Annotated in this window: 22 protein-coding genes; 7 read left to right on the top strand and 15 right to left on the bottom strand. The window is 70.9% G+C overall.

Translation table 11 applies throughout. The annotated features are described in order from the left end of the window. Window positions 1-170 precede the first annotated feature (170 nt). The 3 genes from J7E93_RS29810 to J7E93_RS29800 all read left to right on the top strand — a co-directional run bounded on the left by J7E93_RS29810 (window position 171) and on the right by J7E93_RS29800 (window position 2,389). Window positions 171-887 (top strand): phosphatase PAP2 family protein, encoded by a 717-nt coding sequence (locus J7E93_RS29810; protein WP_215073117.1) that lies wholly within the window; start codon window positions 171-173, stop codon window positions 885-887. A 320-nt stretch (window positions 888-1,207) separates the two neighbouring features. After that, window positions 1,208-2,011: a hypothetical protein gene (locus J7E93_RS29805; RefSeq protein ID WP_215073116.1), complete on the top strand. Its 804-nt coding sequence runs from the start codon at window positions 1,208-1,210 to the stop codon at window positions 2,009-2,011. Window positions 2,012-2,119: 108 nt separating this feature from the next. Next, on the top strand, window positions 2,120-2,389 hold the full coding sequence (locus J7E93_RS29800) for a hypothetical protein (RefSeq protein ID WP_215073135.1): 270 nt from the start codon (window positions 2,120-2,122) through the stop codon (window positions 2,387-2,389). Between the two features lie 20 nt (window positions 2,390-2,409). On the opposite strand, the gene J7E93_RS29795 is transcribed toward J7E93_RS29800, so the two are convergent. Next, on the bottom strand, window positions 2,410-2,757 hold the full coding sequence (locus J7E93_RS29795) for a metal-sensitive transcriptional regulator (RefSeq protein WP_251067282.1): 348 nt from the start codon (window positions 2,755-2,757) through the stop codon (window positions 2,410-2,412). Window positions 2,758-2,949: 192 nt separating this feature from the next. Here J7E93_RS29795 and J7E93_RS29790 point away from each other — a divergent pair, with 192 nt between their 5' ends. Together J7E93_RS29790 and J7E93_RS29785 are read left to right on the top strand one after the other, a co-directional pair. Further along, window positions 2,950-3,570: a DUF47 domain-containing protein gene (locus J7E93_RS29790; protein WP_030240555.1), complete on the top strand. Its 621-nt coding sequence runs from the start codon at window positions 2,950-2,952 to the stop codon at window positions 3,568-3,570. A gap of 5 nt (window positions 3,571-3,575) precedes the next feature. Continuing rightward, window positions 3,576-4,574, top strand: coding sequence for an inorganic phosphate transporter (locus J7E93_RS29785; RefSeq protein WP_215073115.1), 999 nt, complete (start codon window positions 3,576-3,578; stop codon window positions 4,572-4,574). Window positions 4,575-4,723: 149 nt separating this feature from the next. Here the strand turns inward: J7E93_RS29785 and pstB are convergent, their stop codons facing one another. From pstB to mshD, 11 genes are all read right to left on the bottom strand, one after another. Further along, window positions 4,724-5,500, bottom strand: coding sequence for a phosphate ABC transporter ATP-binding protein PstB (gene pstB, locus J7E93_RS29780; RefSeq protein WP_215073114.1), 777 nt, complete (start codon window positions 5,498-5,500; stop codon window positions 4,724-4,726). A 27-nt stretch (window positions 5,501-5,527) separates the two neighbouring features. After that, window positions 5,528-6,607: a phosphate ABC transporter permease PstA gene (pstA, locus tag J7E93_RS29775; RefSeq protein ID WP_215073113.1), complete on the bottom strand. Its 1,080-nt coding sequence runs from the start codon at window positions 6,605-6,607 to the stop codon at window positions 5,528-5,530. A 91-nt stretch (window positions 6,608-6,698) separates the two neighbouring features. Then, a complete protein-coding gene (pstC, locus tag J7E93_RS29770) occupies window positions 6,699-7,676 on the bottom strand; it encodes a phosphate ABC transporter permease subunit PstC (RefSeq protein ID WP_215073112.1) in 978 nt (325 codons plus the stop codon). Window positions 7,677-7,787: 111 nt separating this feature from the next. After that, window positions 7,788-8,921: a phosphate ABC transporter substrate-binding protein PstS gene (gene pstS, locus J7E93_RS29765; RefSeq protein ID WP_215073111.1), complete on the bottom strand. Its 1,134-nt coding sequence runs from the start codon at window positions 8,919-8,921 to the stop codon at window positions 7,788-7,790. 286 nt (window positions 8,922-9,207) lie between these two features. Then, window positions 9,208-9,621, bottom strand: a complete 414-nt coding sequence (locus J7E93_RS29760; RefSeq protein ID WP_215073110.1) for an NUDIX hydrolase — start codon at window positions 9,619-9,621, stop codon at window positions 9,208-9,210. Continuing rightward, entirely contained in the window at window positions 9,618-10,853 is a 1,236-nt protein-coding gene (locus J7E93_RS29755) for a CHAD domain-containing protein (RefSeq protein WP_308368836.1), read from the bottom strand. Before J7E93_RS29755 ends, J7E93_RS29760 begins: the two co-directional genes overlap by 4 nt. Next, window positions 10,840-13,110, bottom strand: a complete 2,271-nt coding sequence (locus J7E93_RS29750; protein WP_215073109.1) for an RNA degradosome polyphosphate kinase — start codon at window positions 13,108-13,110, stop codon at window positions 10,840-10,842. Before J7E93_RS29750 ends, J7E93_RS29755 begins: the two co-directional genes overlap by 14 nt. 239 nt (window positions 13,111-13,349) lie before the next feature. Next, window positions 13,350-14,261, bottom strand: coding sequence for an ABC transporter permease (locus J7E93_RS29745; protein ID WP_215073108.1), 912 nt, complete (start codon window positions 14,259-14,261; stop codon window positions 13,350-13,352). Next, complete coding sequence (locus J7E93_RS29740; RefSeq protein ID WP_215073107.1) at window positions 14,258-15,118, bottom strand: ABC transporter ATP-binding protein; 861 nt, start codon at window positions 15,116-15,118, stop codon at window positions 14,258-14,260. The genes J7E93_RS29745 and J7E93_RS29740 overlap by 4 nt, the downstream gene beginning before the upstream one ends. Further along, the gene (locus tag J7E93_RS29735; RefSeq protein ID WP_215073106.1) at window positions 15,115-15,501 is read right to left on the bottom strand and encodes a GntR family transcriptional regulator; all 387 of its coding nucleotides are present in this window, start codon (window positions 15,499-15,501) and stop codon (window positions 15,115-15,117) included. Before J7E93_RS29735 ends, J7E93_RS29740 begins: the two co-directional genes overlap by 4 nt. 174 nt (window positions 15,502-15,675) lie before the next feature. Then, window positions 15,676-16,602 (bottom strand): mycothiol synthase, encoded by a 927-nt coding sequence (mshD, locus tag J7E93_RS29730; RefSeq protein ID WP_215073105.1) that lies wholly within the window; start codon window positions 16,600-16,602, stop codon window positions 15,676-15,678. A 150-nt stretch (window positions 16,603-16,752) separates the two neighbouring features. On the opposite strand from mshD, the gene J7E93_RS29725 reads away from it, so the two are divergent. Both J7E93_RS29725 and J7E93_RS29720 read left to right on the top strand, forming a co-directional pair. Then, window positions 16,753-18,564: a bifunctional UDP-sugar hydrolase/5'-nucleotidase gene (locus J7E93_RS29725; RefSeq protein WP_215073104.1), complete on the top strand. Its 1,812-nt coding sequence runs from the start codon at window positions 16,753-16,755 to the stop codon at window positions 18,562-18,564. Between the two features lie 115 nt (window positions 18,565-18,679). Beyond that, window positions 18,680-19,546, top strand: coding sequence for a phosphatidylinositol-specific phospholipase C (locus J7E93_RS29720; RefSeq protein ID WP_215073103.1), 867 nt, complete (start codon window positions 18,680-18,682; stop codon window positions 19,544-19,546). Here the strand turns inward: J7E93_RS29720 and J7E93_RS29715 are convergent. The 3 genes from J7E93_RS29715 to J7E93_RS29705 all read right to left on the bottom strand — a co-directional run. Next, window positions 19,511-20,941, bottom strand: a complete 1,431-nt coding sequence (locus J7E93_RS29715; RefSeq protein WP_308368835.1) for a HAMP domain-containing sensor histidine kinase — start codon at window positions 20,939-20,941, stop codon at window positions 19,511-19,513. The two genes, J7E93_RS29720 and J7E93_RS29715, sit on opposite strands and share 36 nt — an antisense overlap. Then, complete coding sequence (locus tag J7E93_RS29710) at window positions 20,938-21,663, bottom strand: response regulator transcription factor (protein WP_215073102.1); 726 nt, start codon at window positions 21,661-21,663, stop codon at window positions 20,938-20,940. The genes J7E93_RS29715 and J7E93_RS29710 overlap by 4 nt, the downstream gene beginning before the upstream one ends. Window positions 21,664-21,683: 20 nt before the next feature. After that, a partial coding sequence (locus tag J7E93_RS29705) for a S1C family serine protease (protein WP_215073101.1) occupies window positions 21,684-22,588 on the bottom strand: 905 nt, incomplete at its 5' end.

Here is a 22,588-nt window from a genome sequence, read left to right as displayed (position 1 = left end):
ATTGGCCGGAACTCTCCGTAAACCACAGGCCCTGAGCTGCGACGACGTGTCACTCTTCGGTAACGTCAGGGTGATCGTCGAGGAAGAGCGGAACGCACGCCTCAGGCGGTTCGTTCCCTGATCCGACCGCCCACGGTCGACTCACGTGACAAGGCAAGGGGCCGCAGCAGATGGCTGGACTCGCATCGGACGGTTCGAACCCCGATGTCAGCCTGCTCTACGACATCAACGGGCTGGCGAAGGACGCTCCGCCCTGGTTCGACCGCGTCATGGAGTTCGTCGGCGAGTACGGGATCATGCTCGGGCTCGTCCTCGTCGCGCTCTGGTGCTGGTGGAGCGTCCGCCGGCGCGGAACCCTCGCCGACTCCGTCTCCGCCCTGGCGGGTCTCGTCTGGGCGCCGCTCGCCGCCGGTGTGGCGCTGCTGGTGAACATCCCCATCCGCGGGTTCGTCGAGCGGCCCCGGCCGTTCAACGACCACCAGGGGCTCGACGTCCTTGTCGACGGCAAGACCGACTTCTCCTTCGTCAGCGACCACGCCACCATGGCGATGGCCATCGGCGTCGGACTCTTCGTCGCCCACCGCAAGTTCGGCCTCGCCGCCATCGCCCTCGCCTTCGCCGAGGGCTTCTGCCGGGTGTACATGGGCGTGCACTACCCGACCGACGTCATCGGTGGCTTCGCCCTCGGTACGGCGGTGGCGCTGCTGCTCGCCCCGCTCGCCCACGCCCTGCTGAACCCGCTGGTCGCCGCGATCGCCCGCTCCAGGCACGGCGCCCGGCTCGTCCGCTCCCGGCGCGTGGCCGAACGCTGCCCGCTGCCCGAGACCCTCGACATCGCCGAGCCCAAGCTCGGCTCCGGCAACGGCGAGAACGGCCTGGCCGCCTAGCCCCCAGCCGGGCCGGCGCGAGCCGAAGAGCTAACGCGTCGGCGCCTGCTGGGCGGCCTCGTGCGCCGCCGCGTCCGTGCGGGCCCGCTCACGCGATCGTCGCGCCGGGCCCGCCCACCCGCAGCTGCACCGGGCGATCGCGAACGAGCCGCGTTCCGTGGTCGTCGTGTGATGCGGGGACTGCTCATGCACGGATCCACCGTACTGCGCGTGACGGGTCGTCGTGACCGTCGTTATGCGTACGGGTCTCTCCAGGTCCCAGGGCTGGGGAAGGGCGGGTCCCGGGCAAGCGGTGGCACGGCGTTGGGGGTTGGCAGGCGATGGTGGTGCGGAGCGGACGCTCGGGCGGGGCGTGGGCCGTCGCCGCAGCTCTGATGGTCGGCGGCTGTGCGGCCGCCGAGGACGCCAAGCCGGGCGGCGATCCGAAGGCGACCGTGCGGGGCGCGGCCGAGGTGCTGAGCCGCGCGGGCACCTCCAAGGCGAGCACGAGCATGGAGATGGCGACCGGCGGGACCCGGGTGACCATCCGCGGCGAGGGCGGCTACGACTTCCGCCGGAGCACCGGGCACCTCCAGGTCGTGCTTCCCAAGGACGCCGCCGGGGCCAGCGAACACCGGCCCATCACCGAACTCCTCGCCCCGGGCGCGCTCTACATGAAGAACCGCGGCGCCGGGGTCCCCGCCGACAAGTGGGTGCGGGTGGACACCACCACCCTCGACGACGGCAATCTCGTCACCGGCGGGGCCACCGACCCGGCCGCCGCGGCCGAACTGCTGCGGGGCGCGCAGAAGGTCGCGTACGTCGGCGAGGTCGACCTCGCGGGGGTGAAAGTCAGCCACTATCGCGGGGTCACGGACATCGCGGTGGCCGCCCGGGCCGCTTCCCCGCAGGTGCGCGGAGCGCTGGCCGCCGCGGCGAAAGGGTTCGCCAAGGACGCCGTCCCCTTCGACGCGTATCTGGACCACGAGGGTCGGCTCCGCAAGGTGCGGCACCAGTTCAGCTTCGCCAACCAGGGCCGTACGGTCGCGGTCGCGTCGACGACGCTGCTGTACGGGTTCGGCACCCGCGTCGAGGTACGGCTGCCGAGCCGGAAGGACATCTACGCCGGGAAGATCAAGGTCTGAAACGCGTCACCCTTCGACCAGACCCAAATGGTCCGGACGAGTCATGCGCGGTGTGTGGCCCGCTCCCTACGCTGGGGGACCGACGCCGGCAGGAAGAGGTGAATGCGCGTGGCTCCGCCCAGTACAGCGACAGTGCCCACCGAACAGGACCGCGTCGCTCTCGCCGAGATCGAGCTGTGCGGTGAGCTGATCATCGCGGCGTCCGCGGCCGACGGGGAGCGCCTCAGCGCGGACCGAATCGACGAGGTACTGAGGGTGGCCGCCGAGACCGCCCCGCCCGCCGATCACGCCGAGCAGGCCGGTCATGCCGATCACGCCGAGCAGGCCGGTCATGCCGATCACGCCGGTCGCGCCGAGCGGGCCGACCGGGATCGCTGACCGGCCGGGCCCGGCCCGGTTCAGGTACGCATCATCCGCGCGATGGCCTTGGTGGCCTCCTCGACCTTCGCCTCGATCTCGTCGCCGCCCTTCAGCGCCGCGTCGGCCACGCAGTGCCGCAGGTGCTCCTCCAGGAGCTGGAGCGCGAACGACTGCAGGGCCTTCGTGGACGCGGAGACCTGGGTGAGTATGTCGATGCAGTAGGTGTCCTCGTCGACCATCCGCTGCAGCCCGCGGATCTGGCCCTCGATGCGGCGGAGCCGCTTGAGGTGCTCGTCCTTCTGCTTGTGGTAGCCGTGCACGCCGTGGTCGTGGTCGGCCGGCTCGACGGTGTCGGGGGTGACCTCGGCCGCCTCGGTGGTCGTCATCGCGTCCTCCCGTTGTCCAGAAAGGGGTGTATACCCCTCGTGGGTATATGGTACCGATCCCCGCCGATCCGGGCGGGGGCCCGTGCATGTCACTGTGCCTGATGGGCGACACTGAGGGGACGCCGGTTAGCCGTGGCCGGATGATGCGCCTAGCATCAGCCTGACCGAAACCCAGCACCCCGAGGACCCCACGTGCGATTTCGTCTGACCCCCAGGGAGACGAGCTTCTACGACATGTTCGCCGCGTCCGCGGACAACATCGTCACGGGCTCGAAGCTCCTGATGGAACTGCTCGGAGCGGACCCCTCCGCCCGGGCCGAGATCGCGGAGCGGATGCGGGCAGCGGAACACGCCGGTGACGACGCCACCCACGCGATCTTCCACCAGCTGAACTCCTCGTTCATCACGCCCTTCGACCGCGAGGACATCTACAACCTCGCCTCCTCCCTCGACGACATCATGGACTTCATGGAGGAGGCCGTCGATCTGGTCGTCCTCTACAACGTCGAAGAGCTCCCCAAGGGTGTCGAGCAGCAGATCGAGGTGCTCGCCCGCGCGGCGGAGCTGACCGCCGAGGCCATGCCGCACCTGCGGACGATGGACAACCTCACCGAGTACTGGATCGAGGTCAACCGGCTGGAGAACCAGGCGGACCAGATCCACCGCAAGCTTCTCGCGCAGCTCTTCAACGGCAAGTACGACGCCATCGAGGTGCTCAAGCTCAAGCAGATCGTGGACGTGCTGGAAGAGGCCGCCGACGCCTTCGAGCACGTCGCGAACACGGTGGAGACCATCGCGGTCAAGGAGTCCTGAGCTTCGTGGACACCTTCGCCCTGATCGTGACCATCGGTGTCGCGCTCGGCTTCACGTATACGAACGGCTTCCACGACTCGGCCAACGCCATCGCCACCTCCGTCTCGACCCGGGCGCTGACCCCGCGGGCGGCGCTGGCGATGGCGGCGGTGATGAACCTCGCCGGTGCCTTCATGGGCAGCGGGGTGGCCAAGACGGTCAGTGAGGGCCTGATCGCGACGCCCGAGGGCGACAAGGGGATGGGCATCCTCTTCGCCGCGCTCGTCGGCGCGATCATCTGGAACCTGGTGACCTGGTACTTCGGTCTGCCGTCCTCCTCCTCGCACGCCCTGTTCGGCGGCATGGTGGGCGCGGCGCTGGCCGGCGGCACCGAGGTGATCTGGTCGGGCGTGCTCGACAAGGTCGTCATCCCGATGTTCATCTCGCCGGTCGTCGGCCTGGTGGCCGGCTATCTCGTCATGTGCCTGATCATGTGGGTCTTCCGCAAGTCCAACCCGCACAAGGCCAAGCGCGGCTTCCGTATCGCGCAGACGGTGTCGGCGGCGGGCATGGCGCTCGGCCACGGTCTGCAGGACGCCCAGAAGACGATGGGCATCGTGGTGATGGCCCTGGTCATCGCCGATGTGCAGCAGGCCGGCGACGCCATCCCGGTGTGGGTGAAGATCGCCTGCGCCGTGATGCTCTCGCTCGGTACGTACGCCGGTGGCTGGCGGATCATGCGGACGCTCGGCCGGAAGATCATCGAGCTGGACCCGCCGCAGGGCTTCGCGGCGGAGACGACCGGTGCCTCGATCATGTTCGGCTCGGCGTTCCTGTTCCACGCGCCGATCTCGACGACGCACGTGATCACCTCGGCGATCATGGGTGTGGGCGCCACCAAGCGCGTGAACGCGGTGCGCTGGGGTGTCGCGAAGAACATCATCCTGGGCTGGTTCATCACGATGCCGGCGGCCGCCTTGGTCGCGGCGGTGAGTTACTTCGTGGTCCAGCTGGTCTTCGGCTGACGGCGGCTGACGGCGGCTGACCCCGACCGCCTCGACCGCCTCGACCGCTCCGGACGTGGTGAGGGCCCGGCTCCCCTGTGGGGGAGCCGGGCCCTTCGTCCTGCGGTGGCACCGCCATGCAGCACCGCAGGACGGTCTGGGGGAGCGGCTTATCCGAAGCGGCCCGAGATGTAGTCCTCGGTCGCCTGGACGCTCGGGTTGGAGAAGATGCGCTCGGTGTCGTCCAGCTCGATCAGCTTGCCCGGCTGACCCACGGCCGCCAGGTTGAAGAAGGCCGTACGGTCCGAGACGCGGGCGGCCTGCTGCATGTTGTGCGTCACGATGACGATGGTGAAGCGCTCCTTCAGCTCGCCGATCAGGTCCTCGATCGCGAGGGTCGAGATCGGGTCCAGGGCCGAGCACGGCTCGTCCATCAGCAGGACGTCCGGCTCGACCGCGATCGCACGGGCGATGCACAGACGCTGCTGCTGACCGCCGGAGAGGCCGGAGCCCGGCTTGTTCAGGCGGTCCTTGACCTCGTTCCAGAGGTTCGCGCCCTTGAGGGAGCGCTCGACGATCTCGCTGAGCTGGGACTTCTTGTACGAGCCGTTCAGCCGCAGGCCGGCCGCCACGTTGTCGAAGATCGACATGGTGGGGAAGGGGTTCGGGCGCTGGAAGACCATGCCGACCGTACGGCGCACGGCGACCGGGTCGACGTGGGAGCCGTACAGGTTCTCGTCGTCCAGCATCACCTTGCCCTCGACGCGGCCACCGGGGGTGACCTCGTGCATGCGGTTCAGGGTGCGCAGGAAGGTGGACTTGCCGCAGCCCGAGGGGCCGATGAAGGCCGTCACCGAGCGGGGCTCGACGGTCATGGAGATGTCGTCGATCGCCTTGTGGGCGCCGTAGTAGGCGGAGAGGCCGCTGACGTCGATTCGCTTGGCCATATCAGTTCACTTCCCAGGTGGCCGCGGTCAGCGGCCGGTCTTCGGGGCCTTCCAGCGGGCGATGCCGCGGGCCACCAGGTTGAGGATCATGACGAAGGCGATCAGGACGAGCGCGGCGGCCCAGGCGCGGGCCACGGCGGCGTCGGTGCCGACCGCGTACTGCTCGTACACGTAGAGCGGCAGCGAGGACTGGGCGCCTTCGAAGGGGTTCGGGTTGATCAGCTTCGTACCGAACACGAGGAGCAGGACGGGGGCGGTCTCACCGGTGATGCGGGCGACCGCGAGCATGACGCCCGTGGTGATGCCGCCGATCGCGGTGGGCAGGACCACCTTCAGGATCGTGCGCCACTTGGGGATGCCGAGGGCCAGGGAGGCCTCGCGCAGCTCGTTGGGGACGAGCTTGAGCATCTCCTCGGTGGAGCGGACCACGACCGGCATCATCAGGATGGCGAGGGCCATCGCGCCGGCGAATCCGGAGGGCCCGAAGCCCAGCATCAGATTCCAGGTGGCGAGGATGAACAGACCCGCGACGATCGAGGGGATGCCCGTCATGACGTCGACGAAGAAGGTGACGGCCTGGGCGAGCTTCCCGCCGCCGTACTCGACGAGGTAGACCGCGGTCAGCAGGCCGATCGGCGCGGCGATCAGGGTGGCGATCCCGACCTGTTCGATGGTGCCGAGCAGGGCGTGGTAGACGCCGCCGCCGGCCTCGGCGTCGAGGACGCCGTTCATCGAGTGGGTGAGGAAGTACGGGTCGAGGACTTCGAGGCCCTTGCTGACCGTGACCCAGGCGAGGGAGAGCAGCGGGACGACGGCCAGGACGAAACAGACCCAGACGAGGCTGGTCGCGACGCGGTCCTTGGCCTGGCGCGAGCCCTCCACCTTGCTGGTGATCGCGTAGGTGGCGAGGACGAAGAACAGCGCGGCGATCATGCCCCACTGGATGTGGCTGTGCCAGCCGGCGGCGAGCCCGAGGCCGACGGCCGCGGCGATCGACCCTATGGCGATGGCCAGGGGGGTCCAGCGGGGGAGGCGGGCGTGCCGCAGCGCGTCGCGCCGCACGGTGGGGACGGTCACCGGCGGACGGTCCTGTATGGCGTTGCTCATGCTCGGCCCCCTTCGCGAGCTTCTCCGGCCGCGCGGCGCAGAGGTGCGGCTGTCGTTGTCGTCTGCGGCCGGAAGGCCGCGAGCGTGGCGCTCACGCGGCGGCCCCCGAGTACTCCTTGCGGCGGCCGATGATCCAGCGGGCCGCGCCGTTGACCAGCAGGGTGATGGCGAAGAGGACGAGACCGGAGGCGATCAGCGCGTCGCGGCCGAACTCGTTGGCCTCGTTGAACTTCGCCGCGATGTTCTGGGCGAAGGTGCCGCCGCCCGGGTCGAGGAAGTGGCCCGAGATGACGAAGCTGGGGGAGAGCACGACGGCTACGGCCATCGTCTCACCGAGCGCGCGGCCGAGGCCCAGCATCGAGGCGGAGATGATGCCCGAGCGGCCGAAGGGGAGGACCGACATCCGGATGACCTCCCAGCGGGTGGCGCCGAGGGCGAGCGCGGCCTCTTCGTGCATCTTCGGGACCTGGAGGAAGACCTCACGGGTCACGTTGGTGATGATCGGCAGGATCATGATCGCCAGCAGGATGCCCACGGTGAACAGGGACCGGGCGACGCCGTCGCTGGACTTGTCGAAGATGTACGTCCAGCCCATGTACTGGTCGAGCCACTTGTTCAGGCCGCCCAGGTACGGGACCAGGAAGATCGCGCCCCACAGGCCGTAGATGATGCTGGGGACGGCGGCGAGCAGGTCGACCACGTACGCGAGCGGCTTGGCCAGCCTGCGCGGGGCGTAGTGCGAGATGAACAGCGCGATGCCGATCGCGACCGGTACGGCGATCACCATGGCGATGACCGACGAGACGACCGTGCCGAAGGCGAGGACGGCGATGCCGAAGGCGGGCGGGCTGCCGGCCGGGTTCCACTCGGCGGTGGTGAGGAAGTTCGTGGAGTCCTGCGAGATCGCGAGGACGGCCCGGTAGGTGAGGAAGACCGCGATGGCGGCCATGATCACCAGCAGGGTGATGCCGGATCCGCGGGACAGGCCGAGGAAGACCTTGTCTCCGGGGCGGGAGGCGCCCTTGGCGCGCCGGCTGTTGCGTATGGGTGGTGTTGTGGTCGTCACCATCGGTCTCTCCGGTCTGCGGGGCGGGTACGGATGTACGCGCCCTTGGCGGCGGTGCACCGGATGCCGGGCCGGTCCGTCGGAGGTGAGTGACGGACCGGCTCCGGCCGGGGGTCAGGACAGGGTGGGGACGATCTCGCGGACCTTGGTCGCGATCTCGGCAGGGAGCGGGGCGTAGCCGGCTTCGGAGAGGACCTTCTGGCCCTCCTCGCTGACGGTGTAGTTCAGGAAGGCCTTCAGGGTCGGCAGGGTCTCCGCCTTGTTGCCCTTGTCGCAGGCGATCTCGTACGTCACGAGGACGATCGGGTAGGCGCCCTCGGCCTTGGTGGCGTAGTCGAGGGAGAGGGCCAGGTCGCTGCCGGTGCCCTTGATCTTGGCGGCGGCGATCGCCTTGGAGGCGTTCTCCGAGGTGGCGGCGACCGGGGTCGCGGCACCGGTGTTGATGCTGACCGTGGAGATCTTGTTGGCGGCCGCGTAGGAGAGCTCGAAGTAGCCGATGGAGCCCTCGGCGTCCTTGACGGCGGTGGCGACACCGGAGGAGCCGTTGGCGGCCTGGCCGCCCTGGGCGGGCCACGACTTCGACTTCGGGTCGTGCTTCCAGTCGGCCGCGGCGGCGGTCGAGAGGTACTTGCCCAGGTTCTGGGTGGTGCCCGACTCGTCGGAGCGGTGGAAGGCCTGGATCGTGGAGTCCGGCAGCTTGGCGCCCGGGTTGAGCTTGGCGATCGCCGGGTCGTTCCACTTGGTGATCTTGTTGTCGAAGATCTTGGCGATGGTGGAGGCGTCCAGGACCAGGTTGTCCACGCCGTCCAGCTTGTAGCCGATGGCGACCGGGCCGCCGACCATCGGCAGGTTGACGCCCTTGCCGCCCTTGCAGATCTTCTGCGACTCGGCGACCTCGTCGTCCTTCAGCGCCGAGTCGGAGCCCGCGAAGGCGACCTGGCCCTGGTTGAACTTGGTGATGCCGCCGCCGGAGCCGATGGCCTGGTAGTTGATCTCGACGCCGGAGCATGCGGCCTGGAAGTTCTTGACCCACACGTCCATGGCGTTCTTCTGCGCGGAGGAGCCCGCGGCGAGGAGCTGACCCTTGGCGCCGTCGCACTTGACGTTCGAGGCGGCGGCGGACGTCTTGTCGCCGTTGGGAGCGGAGGTGTTGTCGTCCGAACCACACGCCGTGAGGACCAGGGCGCCGGAGACGGCGAGGGCACCGATCGCGGTGGCGCGAAGCCCGTTCTTGCGCGAAAGCTTCACTTTCGGGTGTTCCTTCCAGAAGCCGCCAGTCGCGGGACCTTGATGTCCTGAACGTTCTACGGCGGCGCGTGTCGGGGTTGCGGGTGCGTCGCTGTGCTCGTGCACCTTGTACGGCCGAAATTAGGCAGAACAGGTGAAGCGGTCGACGGGGGAGAGTGAACGGCAAGTGAACCGTGCCGGAAGCCACGGTGCGGCTCCGTGGTGTCGTGCCGCGGGGGGCCGCGCGCCGGCGCCGGACCGGCTGTTTCGCGCCGGGGCCGGCCGGTCAGCGGGAGGTCGTGGAGACTCAGGGTGAGGTCGTGGAGACGAGGGTGTCCAGGAGCTCGCGGTCCCTGGGCTGGGTCAGACGGGGTCGGGCCGCCGAGGGCGGGAGCCAGAGGAGCCGGTCGACCTCGGTGGTCGCGGTGAACGTGCCGCCCAGGGCCTCGGCCGACCAGTACGCGACCTGCTTCGGGCGGCCGTTCGCGACGTAGCGGACCGTGGGCAGCCGGCGGCCCAGGACGCAGGACTGGCCCGTCTCCTCCCCGACCTCGCGGACGGCGCACTCCTCCTCCGTCTCGCCCCGCTTCAGCTTGCCCTTCGGGTGGGACCAGTCGTCGTACTTCGGCCGGTGGACCAGGGCGATCTCGATGCCCTCGCCCGACGGGGCCGGGCGCCACAGGACGCAGCCGGCCGCCCGTACCGTGTCCGGATCCGTCATGGCACCCCCGCCGTCGCTCTCTGCCAGGCGTGCTGGAAGGCGAAGCGGGCCGCCTCGACCTCGTGGCGCTGGTCCGCGTGGAGGACGCCGAGGGCGTAGGCGGTGGCCGGGGCGATGCGGGGGGTGCGGGCCGCCGTGGCCGCGGCGGCGGCCGCCTCGGCGGCGTCGCGGTGACGGTCCAGGGCGCGGCCGGCCTCGTAGAGGACGGGGTCCGGGGTGGTCGGGGTGTGCAGGACCTCACGGGCGTACCGGTGGAGCCGCAGCAGGAGCCGCGTCTGGTGCCAGGGCGCGTCCTGGGCCTCGCCGGTGGCGAGGGCGAGGGCCTCGGCGTTGTACGGGTGGGCCGCGCGGGTCAGGGGCAGGCCGGCCACCGCGTCCAGGAGGCGGCGCTCGACGGCCTCGGCGGGAGCGTCGAGGACGTTGACCGCCGGGGCCGCCCCCGCGGGGCTCAGGGGCACCTCGGAGGCGAGGAGGGCGACCGCGTCGGCGACCGCGTGGAAGCGGGAGGAGCCGAGCGCCTGGAGCGCCGCCGAGTGGGCGCGCGTACGGGCCAGGGTCAGCTGGCGTTCGAGGAGGGCGCCGGCCCGGGCGGCGCCCACGGTCAGGCCGGGGCTTCCGGCGCTCGCCGCGCCCCGGGCGGCCGGCACCGGTCCGGCCGACACCGGTCCGCCGCCGCTCGACAGGCGGGACAGGGCGTCCACCAGCCGGACGAGCCGCGAGGTGCAGGCGTGCTCCAGGGCCAGGGTGCCGGAGAGCCAGGCCAGCTCCGTGCGCAGCTGGTCGGCCCAGGCGGTGTCGAGGAGTGGCCGGAAGGTGTGCAGCGTTCCGCCGATGCGGCGGGCGGCGGAACGCAGGGCACGGGCCGCCTCCTCCGCGCCGGCGGTGTCCGCCCCGCTCTCGGCGTGCAGTCGCAGGGCCCGCAGGAAGTCCCCGGCCCGTGCCTGGAGGTAGGGGGTGAGGACCTCGCCGGCTGTGACTCCGGCGCTGCCTCCGGAGGTGACGCCGGAGGTGACGCCGGCGGTGACTTCCGCCGGGCTTCCGGCAGTGACGCCAACGGTGACTTCAGCCGTGGCTCCGGCGGTGGCGCCGGGCGTGACTCCCGCTGGTGCTCCGGTGGTTCCGGCGGTGGCGCCGGTGGCTCCGGCGGTTCTCGCGGGGATGTCCACGGGGATGTTGCCCGCGGCGGTGGCCGCGGAGGTCTCCGTGGTGACGTCGTGGTCAGGGTTGTGCACGCCGGCGCCTCCGCGCGTCGATGAGCATCTCCTGGACGTGCCGCAGCGGCTGGCCTTCGGGGTCGGTCGCGTGGCGCGTCCAGTTCCCGTCCGGGCCGAGGTGCCAGGAGGAGGTGGTGTCGGACATTCCGGTCTCCAGGAGCCGGGTGAGGGCCGCCCGGTGGGCCGGGTCGGAGACCCGCACCAGGGCCTCTATGCGCCGGTCCAGGTTCCGGTGCATCATGTCGGCGCTGCCGAACCAGACCTCGGGTTCGCCGCCGTTGCCGAAGGCGAAGACGCGGGAGTGCTCCAGGAAGCGGCCGAGGATCGAGCGGACCCGGATGTTCTCGGACAGGCCGGTGACGCCGGGCCGGACGGCGCAGATGCCGCGGACCCAGATGTCGACCGGGACGCCCGCCTGCGCGGCCCGGTAGCAGGCGTCGATGACGGCCTCGTCGACCATCGAGTTGACCTTGATCCGGACGTAGGCGGGCCGGCCCGCCCGGTGGTGGACGATCTCCTTGTTGATCCGGGAGACCAGCCCGTCCCGCAGGGACTTGGGTGCGGTGAGCAGTCTCCGGTAGGTCTCGCGGCGCGAGTAGCCGGAGAGCCGGTTGAACAGGTCGGAGAGGTCGGCGCCGACCTGCGGGTCGGCGGTGAGCAGACCGAGGTCCTCGTAGAGCCGGGCGGTCTTGGGGTGGTAGTTGCCGGTGCCGACGTGCGAGTAGCGGCGCAGCACCTCGCCCTCCTGCCGGACCACGAGCGAAAGCTTGCAGTGCGTCTTGAGGCCGACCAGGCCGTACACGACGTGGCAGCCGGCCTCCTCCAGCTTGCGGGCCCACTTGATGTTGGCCTGCTCGTCGAAGCGGGCCTTGATCTCGACGAGGACGAGGACCTGCTTGCCGCTCTCCGCGGCGTCGATGAGGGCGTCGACGATGGGCGACTTGCCGGAGGTCCGGTACAGAGTCTGCTTGATGGCGAGGACGTCCGGGTCGGCGGCCGCCTGCTCCAGGAAGGCCTGGACGGAGGTGGAGAAGGAGTCGTACGGGTGGTGCAGGAGGACGTCCCGCTCGCGCAGCGCCATGAAGATGTCGGGCGCGGAGGCCGACTCGACCTCGGCCAGGTCGCGGTGGGTGCCGGCGACGAACTTCGGGAACTTCAGCTCCGGCCGGTCCAGGGAGGCGATGCCGAACAGGCCGGTCAGGTCCAGCGGGCCGGGCAGCGGGTAGACCTCGGCGTCGGAGACCTTCAGCTCGCGCACCAGCAGGTCGAGGACGTACGGGTCGATGGACTCCTCGACCTCCAGCCGGACCGGCGGGCCGAAGCGGCGCCGCAGCAGCTCCTTCTCCAGCGCCTGGAGGAGGTTCTCGGCGTCGTCCTCCTCGACCTCCAGATCCTCGTTCCGGGTCACCCGGAACATGTGGTGGGCGAGCACCTCCATGCCGGGGAAGAGCTCTTCCAGGTGCGCCGCGATGACGTCCTCCAGCGGGACGTACCGCTGCGGCGATGCCTCCAGGAAGCGGGAGAGCAGCGGGGGCACCTTGACGCGGGCGAAGTGCCGGTGGCCGCTGACCGGGTTGCGTACGACCACGGCGAGGTTGAGCGAGAGGCCCGAGATGTACGGGAAGGGGTGCGCGGGGTCGACGGCGAGCGGGGTGAGGACGGGGAAGATCTGCTGCCGGAACAGGGTGAAGAGCCGCGCCTGCTCCTTCTCCGTGAGCTCGGGCCAGCGGATCAGGTGGATGCCCTCGTCGGCGAGGGCCGGGGCCACGTCCTGCTGGTAGCAGGCGGCGTGCCGGGCCATGAGCTCGCGCGAGCGGGTCCAGATCAGGTCGAGCACCTCGCGGGGCTGCAGACCGGAGGCGGAGCGGGTGGCGACGCCGGTGGCGATACGGCGCTTGAGGCCGGCGACGCGGACCATGAAGAACTCGTCGAGGTTCGACGCGAAGATGGCGAGGAAGTTGGCCCGCTCCAGCAACGGGGTCGTCGGGTCCTCGGCGAGTTCGAGCACCCGCTCGTTGAAGGCGAGCCAGCTGCGCTCGCGGTCGAGGAACCGGCCCTGGGGGAGCTCTCCCGTGTCGCCGTCCTCCTCGTACCCGTCGAGGTCGGCGTCCAGGTCGGGCTCCAGGTCCGAGACCGGGCCGGGGACGACCGTGTGGGTGCGGTGTGCGGCTATGGAGCCGACGGTGGGCTGGCCGTTCGAACCGTTCTGCGCGGACTGCGGGGCGGACGGCGTGGCGGAGGACTGGACCGGGACCTCGGCGGGCTGCTGGCTCATGGCCCCATTCTTCCGCGCGAAGGGGTGGTCGGGCGCGTCGGAGCGGGCCGTGGTGGAGGGAAGTCTCCCTTTCGGGAGCGCCTGGCGGGGCGCGTGCACGGCGGGCTTCATTGCGTGAGCGTCGCAAGCGCGTCTGAATACTCGGTAACGGCGACGTGTCGTACGGGAATCGGGGGCGGGGCCCCTGAAGGGCCCCGCCGATCCTGGGTCGTGTCCGGAAAGCCCCTGAAGGCGGCCCCCTACGGGTGCCGGGCGCGCAGGACGCGGAAGGCGGCGAAGAGGGCGAGGGCGGCGAGGGCGAGCAGGATGCCGGTCTCGATGAGCTGGGTGGGCCAGAAATGGGAGGCGGGGTGGTAGTCGATGTACTGCACGGCGATGTTCTCGTCGGGCCGGCACAGCCCGTGCTCGTCGATCGGCTCGGCGCAGTACCAGCCGGGCAGCCGCTGCCCTGTGGTGGTGATCAGCCCGGACGATGTTTCGAGGCCCATGTCGGGCAGCCGGACCGTGGGGCCGACCGGGCCGGTGATCGTCCGTACCGTCAGGAAGTCCCAGCGGTAGGCGTTGAGCACGATCAGCACGGCGGCCATGATCCCGCCGGCCGCCGCCATGGCCACGACCGTGCGCCGTACGAGCTGGCCGACGAACGCGCCGACGGCGACGGCGAGCAGGCCGTAGGCGAGGCCGACCGTGCCGATCGCCTCGTACGTGCCCTGGTCGGACCACGTGAACTGGTAGTGGCTCGTCACCCTGACCCAGCCGAAGCGGTAGACCGCCATCAGCGCGAGCGTGCCGCCGAGCGTCACCGCGCCCGCCACCAGCAGCTTCGACGCGAACCAGCGGCTCGGCGTGACGGACTGGGTCAGGGCCAGTTTGTACGTCCCGGACTCCAGCTCACGGGCGACCATCGGGCCAGCGACGAACACGGCCGGCAGCAGCGGGAGCCCGATCATGCCCATGGAGAAGAGGTCCATGCCCACCCGTAGCAGCATGTAGCCGTCGTCCTGGTTGGTGCCGCTGGTACGGGAGTCCCACAGCCGCAGGCCCGCCACGCACACGAGGCTCAGCCCGACGGTGGCCGCGACCGCCCACCACGCTCGCCGGTGCTGGCGGACCGTCACCCAGTACGGGCCCTTCAACGCGAGGCTGCTCATGCGGAGGCTCCTTCGGGGGTGCGGGTGCGGGAGGCGCGGAGGTGGGCGAGGAGGAGTTCCTCCAGGGACGGTTCGGAGGTCTGCCAGGCGCCTTCGACCGGGGACCCGTCGTTGCGTACGAGCGCGGTCAGTTGACGTCCCGTCGTGCGGGAGTCGACGACCGTGTGCGGGGCCAGGTCGGCGACCGGGCCGGTGAGCAGGGTGTGTGCGGCGAGGAGGTCGTCGATGGCGCCGTCGAGGCGGACTCCGCCTCCGTCGACGAGGATGAGATGGTCGCAGGCGCCCTCCAGCTCGGTGAGGATGTGCGAGGACATCACGACCGTCGTGCCGTGTTCGGCGGCGTCGGCCATCAAGGCGCCCATGAGCTCATGGCGGGCCAGCGGGTCCAGGTCGGCCATCGGCTCGTCCAGGAGCAGGAGCTCGGGCCGCTTGCCGAGCGCGAGGGCCAGGGCGACGCGGGTGCGCTGGCCGCCGGAGAGGGTACGGATGCGGGCGTCCTCGTCCAGGGGGCCGGCGTCGACGATCCGTTCGGCGACGGCCGCGTCCCAGCGGCCCGGGTTGAGCTCCCGCCCCATGGCCAGGGTGTCGGCGACGGTGAGCTGCGGGTAGAGCGGCTTGTCCTGGGCCACATAGGCGAGGGCGTCGCGGGCGGGGCCGTGGATCGTGCCCTCGGTGGGCTTGAGCAGGCCCGCGGCCAGGGCGAGGAGGGTGGACTTGCCGGCCCCGTTGGGTCCGACGACGGCGCAGACGCGGCCGGCGGGGAGGCTGAAGGAGCAGTCGCGCAGGGCCCATGGGTGCCTTCGTCCTCCGTAACTCTTGCCCAGGCCTCTGGCCTCCAGAGCCGTTTCGGCGGTCATACGTCGTCCCCCTCGAAGTGTTCTTTCAGTACGGATGTGAAGAGCGCGGCCACGTCGTCCCGTTCCAGGCCGGCCGTCCGTGCCCGCCGGGCCCAGGCGTCGAGTTCGCCCCGCAGGGGCGACTCGGCCGGGGCGGTCCCGAGCGTCGCGCGGACGAAGGTGCCCAGGCCCCGGCGGGCCTCGACGAGGCCCTCGCGCTCCAGTTCGCGGTAGGCCTTCAGGACCGTGTTCGGGTTGATGGCCGTCGCCTCGACGACCTCGCGCGCGGTGGGGAGCTTGTCGCCGGGTTCCAGCAGACCCATGCGCAGGGCCTGTTTGGTCTGCTGCACGATCTGGAGGTAGGTGGCGACTCCGCTGCGCCGGTCGATCCGGTACTCGAGCACGTTCCTTCCACCACCCTTTCACTAATCAAGTAGTGAAAGGGTGGTGGAAGAGAGGGGGCGGTGTCAACCGCCCCCTGATCTTCGGGCCTTGAACCTCAGGCCACCGGCCTCCGGTCACCGGCCTCCGGAGCTCAGGCCCCCGGCCACCGGCCTCCGGAGCTCAGGCCACCGGCCTCACGATTCCGTGCGGTACATCAGGTCGACCTCGTGGGTGACGAAGCCGAGCCGCTCGTACACCGTCACCGCCGCCGTGTTGTCCGCGTCCACGTACAGCATCGCCGTCGGCAGCCCCTCCGCCGCCAGATGCCGCAGACCGATCGCGGTGAGCGCCTTGCCGAGGCCGCCGCCCTGCGCGTCCGGCAGGATCCCGACCACGTAGACCTCGCCGAGCTGCTCCTCCGCGTGCACCTTCGTCCAGTGGAAGCCGATCAGCCGCCCCTCCTTCTCCGCCAGGAAGAAGCCCTTGGGGTCGAACCACGGCTCGGACATGCGGTCGTCCAGGTCGCGCTGGGTGAGCGAGCCCTGCTCGGGGTGGTGCGCGAAGGCGGCCGCGTTGACGGCGAGCCAGGCCGCGTCGTCCTGGCCCGGCACGAAGGTGCGGACGGTGACGCCCTCCGGCAGGACCGGCTCGGGAATGTCGAGCGGTACCAACGGGCGGCGCAGCTGACGCAGTTCCCGGAAGAGGGTGAGGCCGAGCACCTGGGCCAGGTGCCGCGCCGCCGACTTGCCGCCGTGCGCCCACACCCGCAGCCGCTTGCCCGAGGCCGCGAGCAGCGCCGTCCCGAGCGCCCGGCCGTGCCCGCGCCCGCGGTGCGAGGGGTGGACGACCAGCTCGGCCGCGGGGGCCTCCACCGGATCGGTGTCCTCCAGCTGGGCGTACCCGTAGAGATGCGGGCCGACGGTGAGCAGGAAGTGCCGTACACCCTCACGCCTGCCGTGGCGCAGATACAGCCGGCCCTGCTCGGACACGGCGTGCATGCCGTCGGCGCGGTCGGCCGCCTCCAGCAGGTCCAGGACGTCCTGGACCTGGTCGGGGGAGAGCTCGTCGAGGGTGTGGATCTGCCGGCCGGGTTCGAGGGCCGGTGCCGCGTCAGAAGTCATGTCTCCGAGCCTACGGCGGAAGAGGACCGGCAAAGGCAACCAGCTCGTAACCGGCCACCCCCTGTTGCGCTACGCGCGTTGACTCTAGGCTGCGCTCGCAGAGCAGGTGGTCGAACACCGCCACAAAAGGGGCGAGGAGCAAGGGAAGCGATGTCAGCGACACGGAAGAAGAACAGGGCGGGGCGGCGGATTCTCGTCGTCGGTGCGGGAATTGCGACCGTCGGGGCGCTCGTCGCGGCGCTGCCCGCCGGGGCCGCCCAGGACCGGAGCCAGGGCGCTGGTGGGGGCTGGGGCCGGACGGTCGACGTCCAGCTGCTCTCCTTCAACGACCTCCACGGCAACCTGGAGCCGCCGGCCGGTTCCTCGGGCCAGGTCACGCACGTCCACGAGGACGGCACCACGGAGAAGATCGACGCCGGCGGTGTCGAGTACCTGGCCACGCACCTGCGTCAGGCGCGTGAGGGGAACCGTTACTCCGTCACGGCCGCGGCCGGTGACCTGATCGGCGCCTCGCCGCTGCTGTCCGGGCTCTTCCACGACGAGCCGACGATCGAGGCGCTGAACAAGCTGGACCTCGACGTCACCTCGGTCGGCAACCACGAGTTCGACGAGGGCGCGCGCGAGCTGGCCCGGATGCAGAACGGCGGCTGTCACCCGACCGCCGGCTGTGCCGTCGACGGCAAGACCTTCGAGGGCGCCGACTTCCCGTACCTCGCGGCCAATGTGACGGACGAGAAGACCGGCAAGCCGCTGCTCGACCCGTACTTCATCTGGGAGAGGAACGGCGTCAGGATCGGCTTCATCGGCGTGACCCTGGAGGGCACCCCGAACATCGTCACCGCCGAGGGCGTCAAGGGCCTGAAGTTCGGCGACGAGGTCGAGACGATCAACAAGTACACGAAGGTCCTGGAGCGCAAGGGCGTGAAGTCCATCGTCGCGCTCGTCCACGAGGGCGGTGCCCCGGCCTCCGGCGCGTACAACTACGACTGCGACAGCCCCGGCCCGGGCGACGGCATCTCCGGCCCGATCACCGAGATTGCCAAGAACGTGAACCCGCAGGTCGACGCGCTGGTCACCGGCCACACTCACCAGGCGTACGTCTGCACCATCCCGGACCCGTCCGGCAAGCCGCGCCTGGTCACCTCGGCGTCCTCGTACGGCAAGCTCTACACGGACACCACGCTCACCTACGACCGCCGCACCAAGGACATCGTCCGTACGTCGGTCGCGTCGGCCAATCACGTCGTCACCCGTGACGTGCCCAAGGCCAAGGACATCACCGACCTGATCCGCGACTGGAACGCGCTGGCCGCCCCGATCGCGAACAGGCCGCAGGGCTTCATCTCCGCCGACATCAACGGCCGTGGCTCGACGGCGTACGAGAAGCCGCTCGGCGACCTGATCGCGGACGCCCAGCTGGAGGGCCTGTCCCCGGCGGACAAGGGCGGCGCGCAGCTGGCGCTGATGAACCCGGGCGGTATCCGCTCGGACCTGGTGTACAAGGCGTCCGGCGCCGAGGGCGACGGTGTGGTGACGTACGGGGAGTCCTTCACCGTGCAGCCGTTCACCAACATGATGAACGTCGTCGACCTGTCCGGCGCGAACCTGCTCGCCGCGCTGAAGCAGCAGGTCAGCGGCTCGAACGCGGCCTCGGTCAAGATCCTGCAGGTCTCGAAGGGCCTCACCTACACGCTCGACATGACGAAGACGGGCGCGGACCGGGTCGTGGACGGCTCGGTCAGGCTGAACGGTGAGCCGATCGACCCGGCGAAGACCTACCGGGTCGCGATGAACGAGTTCCTCGCGGGCGGCGGCGACGGCTTCCCGGCCCTGGCGGCGGGCACGAACAAGCTGGTCGGCGCCTCGGACCTGGACCTGTTCAACACCTACCTGGCGGCCCACTCCTCGGCGGCCGCACCGCTGGCGCCGCCGGCGGCGGACCGGATCACGGTCGTCAAGTAACCACGTAGGGCGAGGGGGAGGGGCGGCGGACCGTTTCGGCGGTCCGCCGCCCCTTTCGCGTACGGGCCCTCCCGCCCCTGGTGCTGTTTGACGCGTACCCGTCATACTCCCGGCCATGGACCGACGAAGCTTTCTCGCGGGAGCCGCGGCGACCACCGCCACCGTCCTCATCGGAGCCCCGCCCGCCCGGGCGCGCACCCGAGCCCTCGGGCTGCGGGACTGGATGGCCGGCCACGGCGACCCCACCCCGCTCCAGAAGCTCACCATCCCCGGCACCCACGACTCCGGCGCCCGCTTCGGCGGCCCCTGGGTGGCCTGTCAGAACACGACCATCGCCCAGCAGCTGGACAGCGGCATCCGCTTCCTGGACGTCCGCTGCCGGGTGACCGGCGGCTCCTTCGCCATCCACCACGGCGCCTACTACCAGAACATGATGTTCGGCGACGTCCTCGTCGCCTGTCGCGACTTCCTCGCCGCCCACCCCTCCGAGACCGTCCTCATGCGGGTCAAACAGGAGTACTCCGAGGACTCCGACGCCGCCTTCCGCCAGATCTTCGACGACTACCTGGACGTCCGCGGCTGGCGGTCCCTCTTCCGGATCGGCACGGGCCTGCCCTTGCTCGGCGAGGCGCGCGGCCGGGTCGTCCTGCTCGCCGACAACGCCGGCCTGCCGGGGCTGCGCTACGGCGACGGCACGTTCTTCGACATCCAGGACGACTACATGGCCGAGCCCGGAGCCAAGTACCCGAAGATCGAGTCCCATTTCAGGAAGGCCGCCACCCAGCCCGGCAGGCTTTACGTCAACTACGTCTCCACCGCGGCCCTGCTCCCGCCCCGCTGGAACTCCGACCGGCTCAACCCCAACGTCCACTCCTTCCTCGACGGCGGGGAGGCCACCGGCTGGAAGGGGCTCGGGATCGTCCCGATGGACTTCCCGAACACCCGCTCAGGTCTCGTCGAGTCCCTCATCCGCCACAACTGACCGCTCCGGCGGCGGAGTCGGCGCACCCGGGAGGCTGATCACCGCCGCCGTCCCGCCGTCCTCCGCCGCCGTCAGGGCCACCGTGCCGCCGGCCTGCTGGACCGTGCGGGCCACGATCGACAGGCCGAGGCCCGAGCCGGGCAGGCTGCGCGCCGACGGGGAGCGCCAGAAGCGGTCGAAGACATGGGGCAGCTCCTCCGCTGCGATGCCGGGGCCGTGGTCGCGAACTGTCAGCTCGCCCCGCATCAGGGTCACCTCGACCGTGCCCCGCGGCGGCGAGAACTTCACCGCGTTGTCCAGCACGTTCACCAGGGCACGCTCCAACGCGGCCGACTCCGCCCGTACGTACCAGGGCGCCAGGTCGGTACGGAAGGTCAGCTCGGGCCCGCGCAGCCGGGCCCGGTCCAGCGCCGAGCGCAGGATGGAGTGGAGCGGGACCACCTCCAGCGGGCCCGGCTGCACCGCGTCCGGACGGGCCAGTTCCTGCAGATCGCCGATGAGCGCGGCCAGCTCCGTCATCTGCGCCTTCACCGAGGCCAACAGCGCCCGCCGGTCCTCGGGCGGCAGCGCGCGGCCCGTCTCCTCGCTGCGGGCGAGCAGCTCGATGTTGGTGCGCAGCGAGGTCAGCGGGGTGCGCAGCTCGTGTCCTGCGTCCGCGATCAGCTGCGCCTGGCGGTCCCGGGAGACGGCCAGCGCGGCCGTCATCGCGTTGAAGGAGCGGGAGAGCCGGGCGACCTCGTCCTCGCCCTCGACCGGGATGCGGACCGTCAGATCCTGCGTCCGCGCCACGTGCTCCACCGCCCCGGTCAGCCGGTCCACCGGCTTCAGACCGGCCCGCGCCACCCACAGACCGGCCGCACCGGCGCCGACGGCACCGATCCCGGAGACGAGCAGCAGCACCCAGCCGAGCGTGGACATCGAGTTGTCGATCTCGGCCAACGGGCGGGCGACGGAGACGCCGACCACGTCCTGGAAGGCCGGCTGCGGATAGGTGTAGACCCGCATCTCGCTGCCGTTCTCGGCCTTCGCCGAGTGCAGGGCGTACGGCAGCTGTCCGCGCGCCACCGCCAGATCGTCCGCCTGGACGGGGATCGGCGAGGAGCCGTACGTACAGACCTTGCCGTTGCCCAGCACGATCTGCACCGTGTACGAGCCCGCCGACGGCACCGTCGGCTCGCCGCTCCGCGCGCAGGTCAGGGCCAGGTTCCCGACCGCGCCGGCGTCCAGCCTGCTGCTGCGCAGCGACGAGTCCAGCTCCGCCTCCAGCTGCGCCCGCGTCACGAACCAGCACGCCGCCGACACCGCCGCCACCGCCAGCGCCACCGCGACCGCCGTGAGCAGGGCGAGCCTGGAGCGCAGCGGCCGCGAGCGGAACCAGGTCACCGGACCGCTCACTCCGGACCTCCGCCACGCAGGACGTAGCCCACGCCCCGCACCGTGTGCACCAGGCGCGGCTCGCCGCCCGCCTCCGTCTTGCGCCGCAGGTACATCACGTACACGTCGAGCGAGTTCGAACTCGGCTCGAAGTCGAAGCCCCACACGGCCTTCAGGATCTGCTCGCGGGTCAGCACCTGGCGGGGGTGGGCCAGGAACATCTCCAGGAGCGTGAACTCCGTCCGGGTCAGCTCCACCGGCCGGCCGCCGCGCGTCACCTCGCGGGTCGCCAGGTCCATCCGCAGGTCGGCGAAGGAGAGCACCTCGCCCTCCGGCTCCGTGCCGGTGACGGCCGCGTACGAGCTGCGGCGCAGCAGGGCCCGGATCCGGGCGAAGAGCTCGTCCAGCTCGAAGGGCTTCACCAGGTAGTCGTCGGCGCCCGCGTCGAGGCCGGTCACCCGGTCGCCGACCGTGTCCCGCGCCGTCAGCATGAGGATCGGCACGGTCGAGCCGGACGCCCGGATGCGGCGGGCGGCCGTGAGGCCGTCCATGCGGGGCATCTGGATGTCGAGGACGACGAGGTCGGGCGCGTACGACTCCATCGCGGCGAGGGCGTCGACGCCGTCGACCGCCTCCTCGGTCCCGTACCCCTCGAAGGCGAGACTGCGCCGCAGCGCCTCCCGCACGGCGGGCTCGTCGTCGACGATGAGGATGCGGTCGCCTTCGTTCACCGGGCCAGTCATGGGGCCAGCCTCGCACGCGTTCAGTTGGCGCCGCCGGACCGGAGCTCGTCCAGATCGGCCTTGAGGGTGTTGACGGGAATGGCGAATCCGAGGCCGACGCTGCCGGCCGAGGAACCGCTGGAGGCACTCGGCGCGTACATGGCCGAATTGATGCCGATGATCTCGCCGTTCATATTGATCAGCGCACCGCCGGAATTCCCGGGGTTGAGCGAGGCGTCCGTCTGGATCGCCTTGTACGTCGTCTTCGACGAGCCGGTGTCCCCGTTGAACTGCTGCCCGCCGAACTCGAAGGGCCAGCCCTGCCGCGGGTCGTACTGCGGCTGCTGCTGCTGTTCCTGGCCGTCGTCCTTGGCCACGGTCACATCGCGGTCGAGCGCGGAGACGATGCCGCTGGTGACCGTGCCGGTCAGGCCCTCGGGAGAGCCGATCGCGACGACCTCGTCACCGACCTTCACGGTGCCGGAGTCGCCGAGGGTGGCCGCCTTCAGGCCGGACGCCCCGCTGAGCTTGATCAGCGCCAGGTCCTTGTCGGGGTCCGTGCCGACGACCCGGGCGTCGTACGTCTTGCCGTCGGAGAGCCGCACCTTGATCGCGGAGGCGCCGGAGACGACGTGGTTGTTGGTGACGATCTCGCCGTCGCCGGTGATGATCACGCCGGAGCCGGTGGCCTTGCCGGAGGTCGAGGTCGCGGAGATCTCCACGATGGACGGGGAGACGGCCTCGGCGACGCCGGCGACGGTGCCCTTGCTGCTCGCCGAGACGGTCGTCCCGGTGACACCGGACGCGGTGGTGGTGCCGTCCGCGGTCAGCTGCTGGACCAGGGTCGCCGTGCCTCCGCCGACGGCCGCCGCGGCGATCGCCACGGCCGCGAGGAGTCCGACGCCCCGCCCGGCCCGCCGCCGCTCGGGCGCCGCGTGCGCCGGCC

Source organism: Streptomyces sp. ISL-36 (genome assembly GCF_018614205.1).
Taxonomy (GTDB): Bacteria; Actinomycetota; Actinomycetes; order Streptomycetales; family Streptomycetaceae; genus Streptomyces.
Note: the sequence above shows the minus strand (reverse complement) of the source record. Positions and strands in the feature narration are given on the sequence as shown.

Excerpts from the sequence above, each read along its gene's own strand:
- J7E93_RS29740 (WP_215073107.1), bottom strand. The coding sequence starts at position 15,118 with ATGACCGCCGAAACGGCTCTGGAGGCCAGAGGCCTGGGCAAGAGTTAC.
- J7E93_RS29795 (WP_251067282.1), bottom strand. The coding sequence starts at position 2,757 with ATGACGACCACCGAGGCGGCCGAGGTCACCCCCGACACCGTCGAGCCG.
- J7E93_RS29745 (WP_215073108.1), bottom strand. The coding sequence starts at position 14,261 with ATGAGCAGCCTCGCGTTGAAGGGCCCGTACTGGGTGACGGTCCGCCAG.
- mshD (WP_215073105.1), bottom strand. The coding sequence starts at position 16,602 with ATGACTTCTGACGCGGCACCGGCCCTCGAACCCGGCCGGCAGATCCAC.
- J7E93_RS29720 (WP_215073103.1), top strand. The coding sequence starts at position 18,680 with ATGGACCGACGAAGCTTTCTCGCGGGAGCCGCGGCGACCACCGCCACC.
- J7E93_RS29810 (WP_215073117.1), top strand. The coding sequence starts at position 171 with ATGGCTGGACTCGCATCGGACGGTTCGAACCCCGATGTCAGCCTGCTC.
- J7E93_RS29805 (WP_215073116.1), top strand. The coding sequence starts at position 1,208 with ATGGTGGTGCGGAGCGGACGCTCGGGCGGGGCGTGGGCCGTCGCCGCA.
- pstA (WP_215073113.1), bottom strand. The coding sequence starts at position 6,607 with ATGAGCAACGCCATACAGGACCGTCCGCCGGTGACCGTCCCCACCGTG.
- pstC (WP_215073112.1), bottom strand. The coding sequence starts at position 7,676 with ATGGTGACGACCACAACACCACCCATACGCAACAGCCGGCGCGCCAAG.
- J7E93_RS29725 (WP_215073104.1), top strand. The coding sequence starts at position 16,753 with ATGTCAGCGACACGGAAGAAGAACAGGGCGGGGCGGCGGATTCTCGTC.
- J7E93_RS29750 (WP_215073109.1), bottom strand. The coding sequence starts at position 13,110 with ATGAGCCAGCAGCCCGCCGAGGTCCCGGTCCAGTCCTCCGCCACGCCG.
- J7E93_RS29760 (WP_215073110.1), bottom strand. The coding sequence starts at position 9,621 with ATGACGGATCCGGACACGGTACGGGCGGCCGGCTGCGTCCTGTGGCGC.
- J7E93_RS29710 (WP_215073102.1), bottom strand. The coding sequence starts at position 21,663 with ATGACTGGCCCGGTGAACGAAGGCGACCGCATCCTCATCGTCGACGAC.
- pstB (WP_215073114.1), bottom strand. The coding sequence starts at position 5,500 with ATGGCCAAGCGAATCGACGTCAGCGGCCTCTCCGCCTACTACGGCGCC.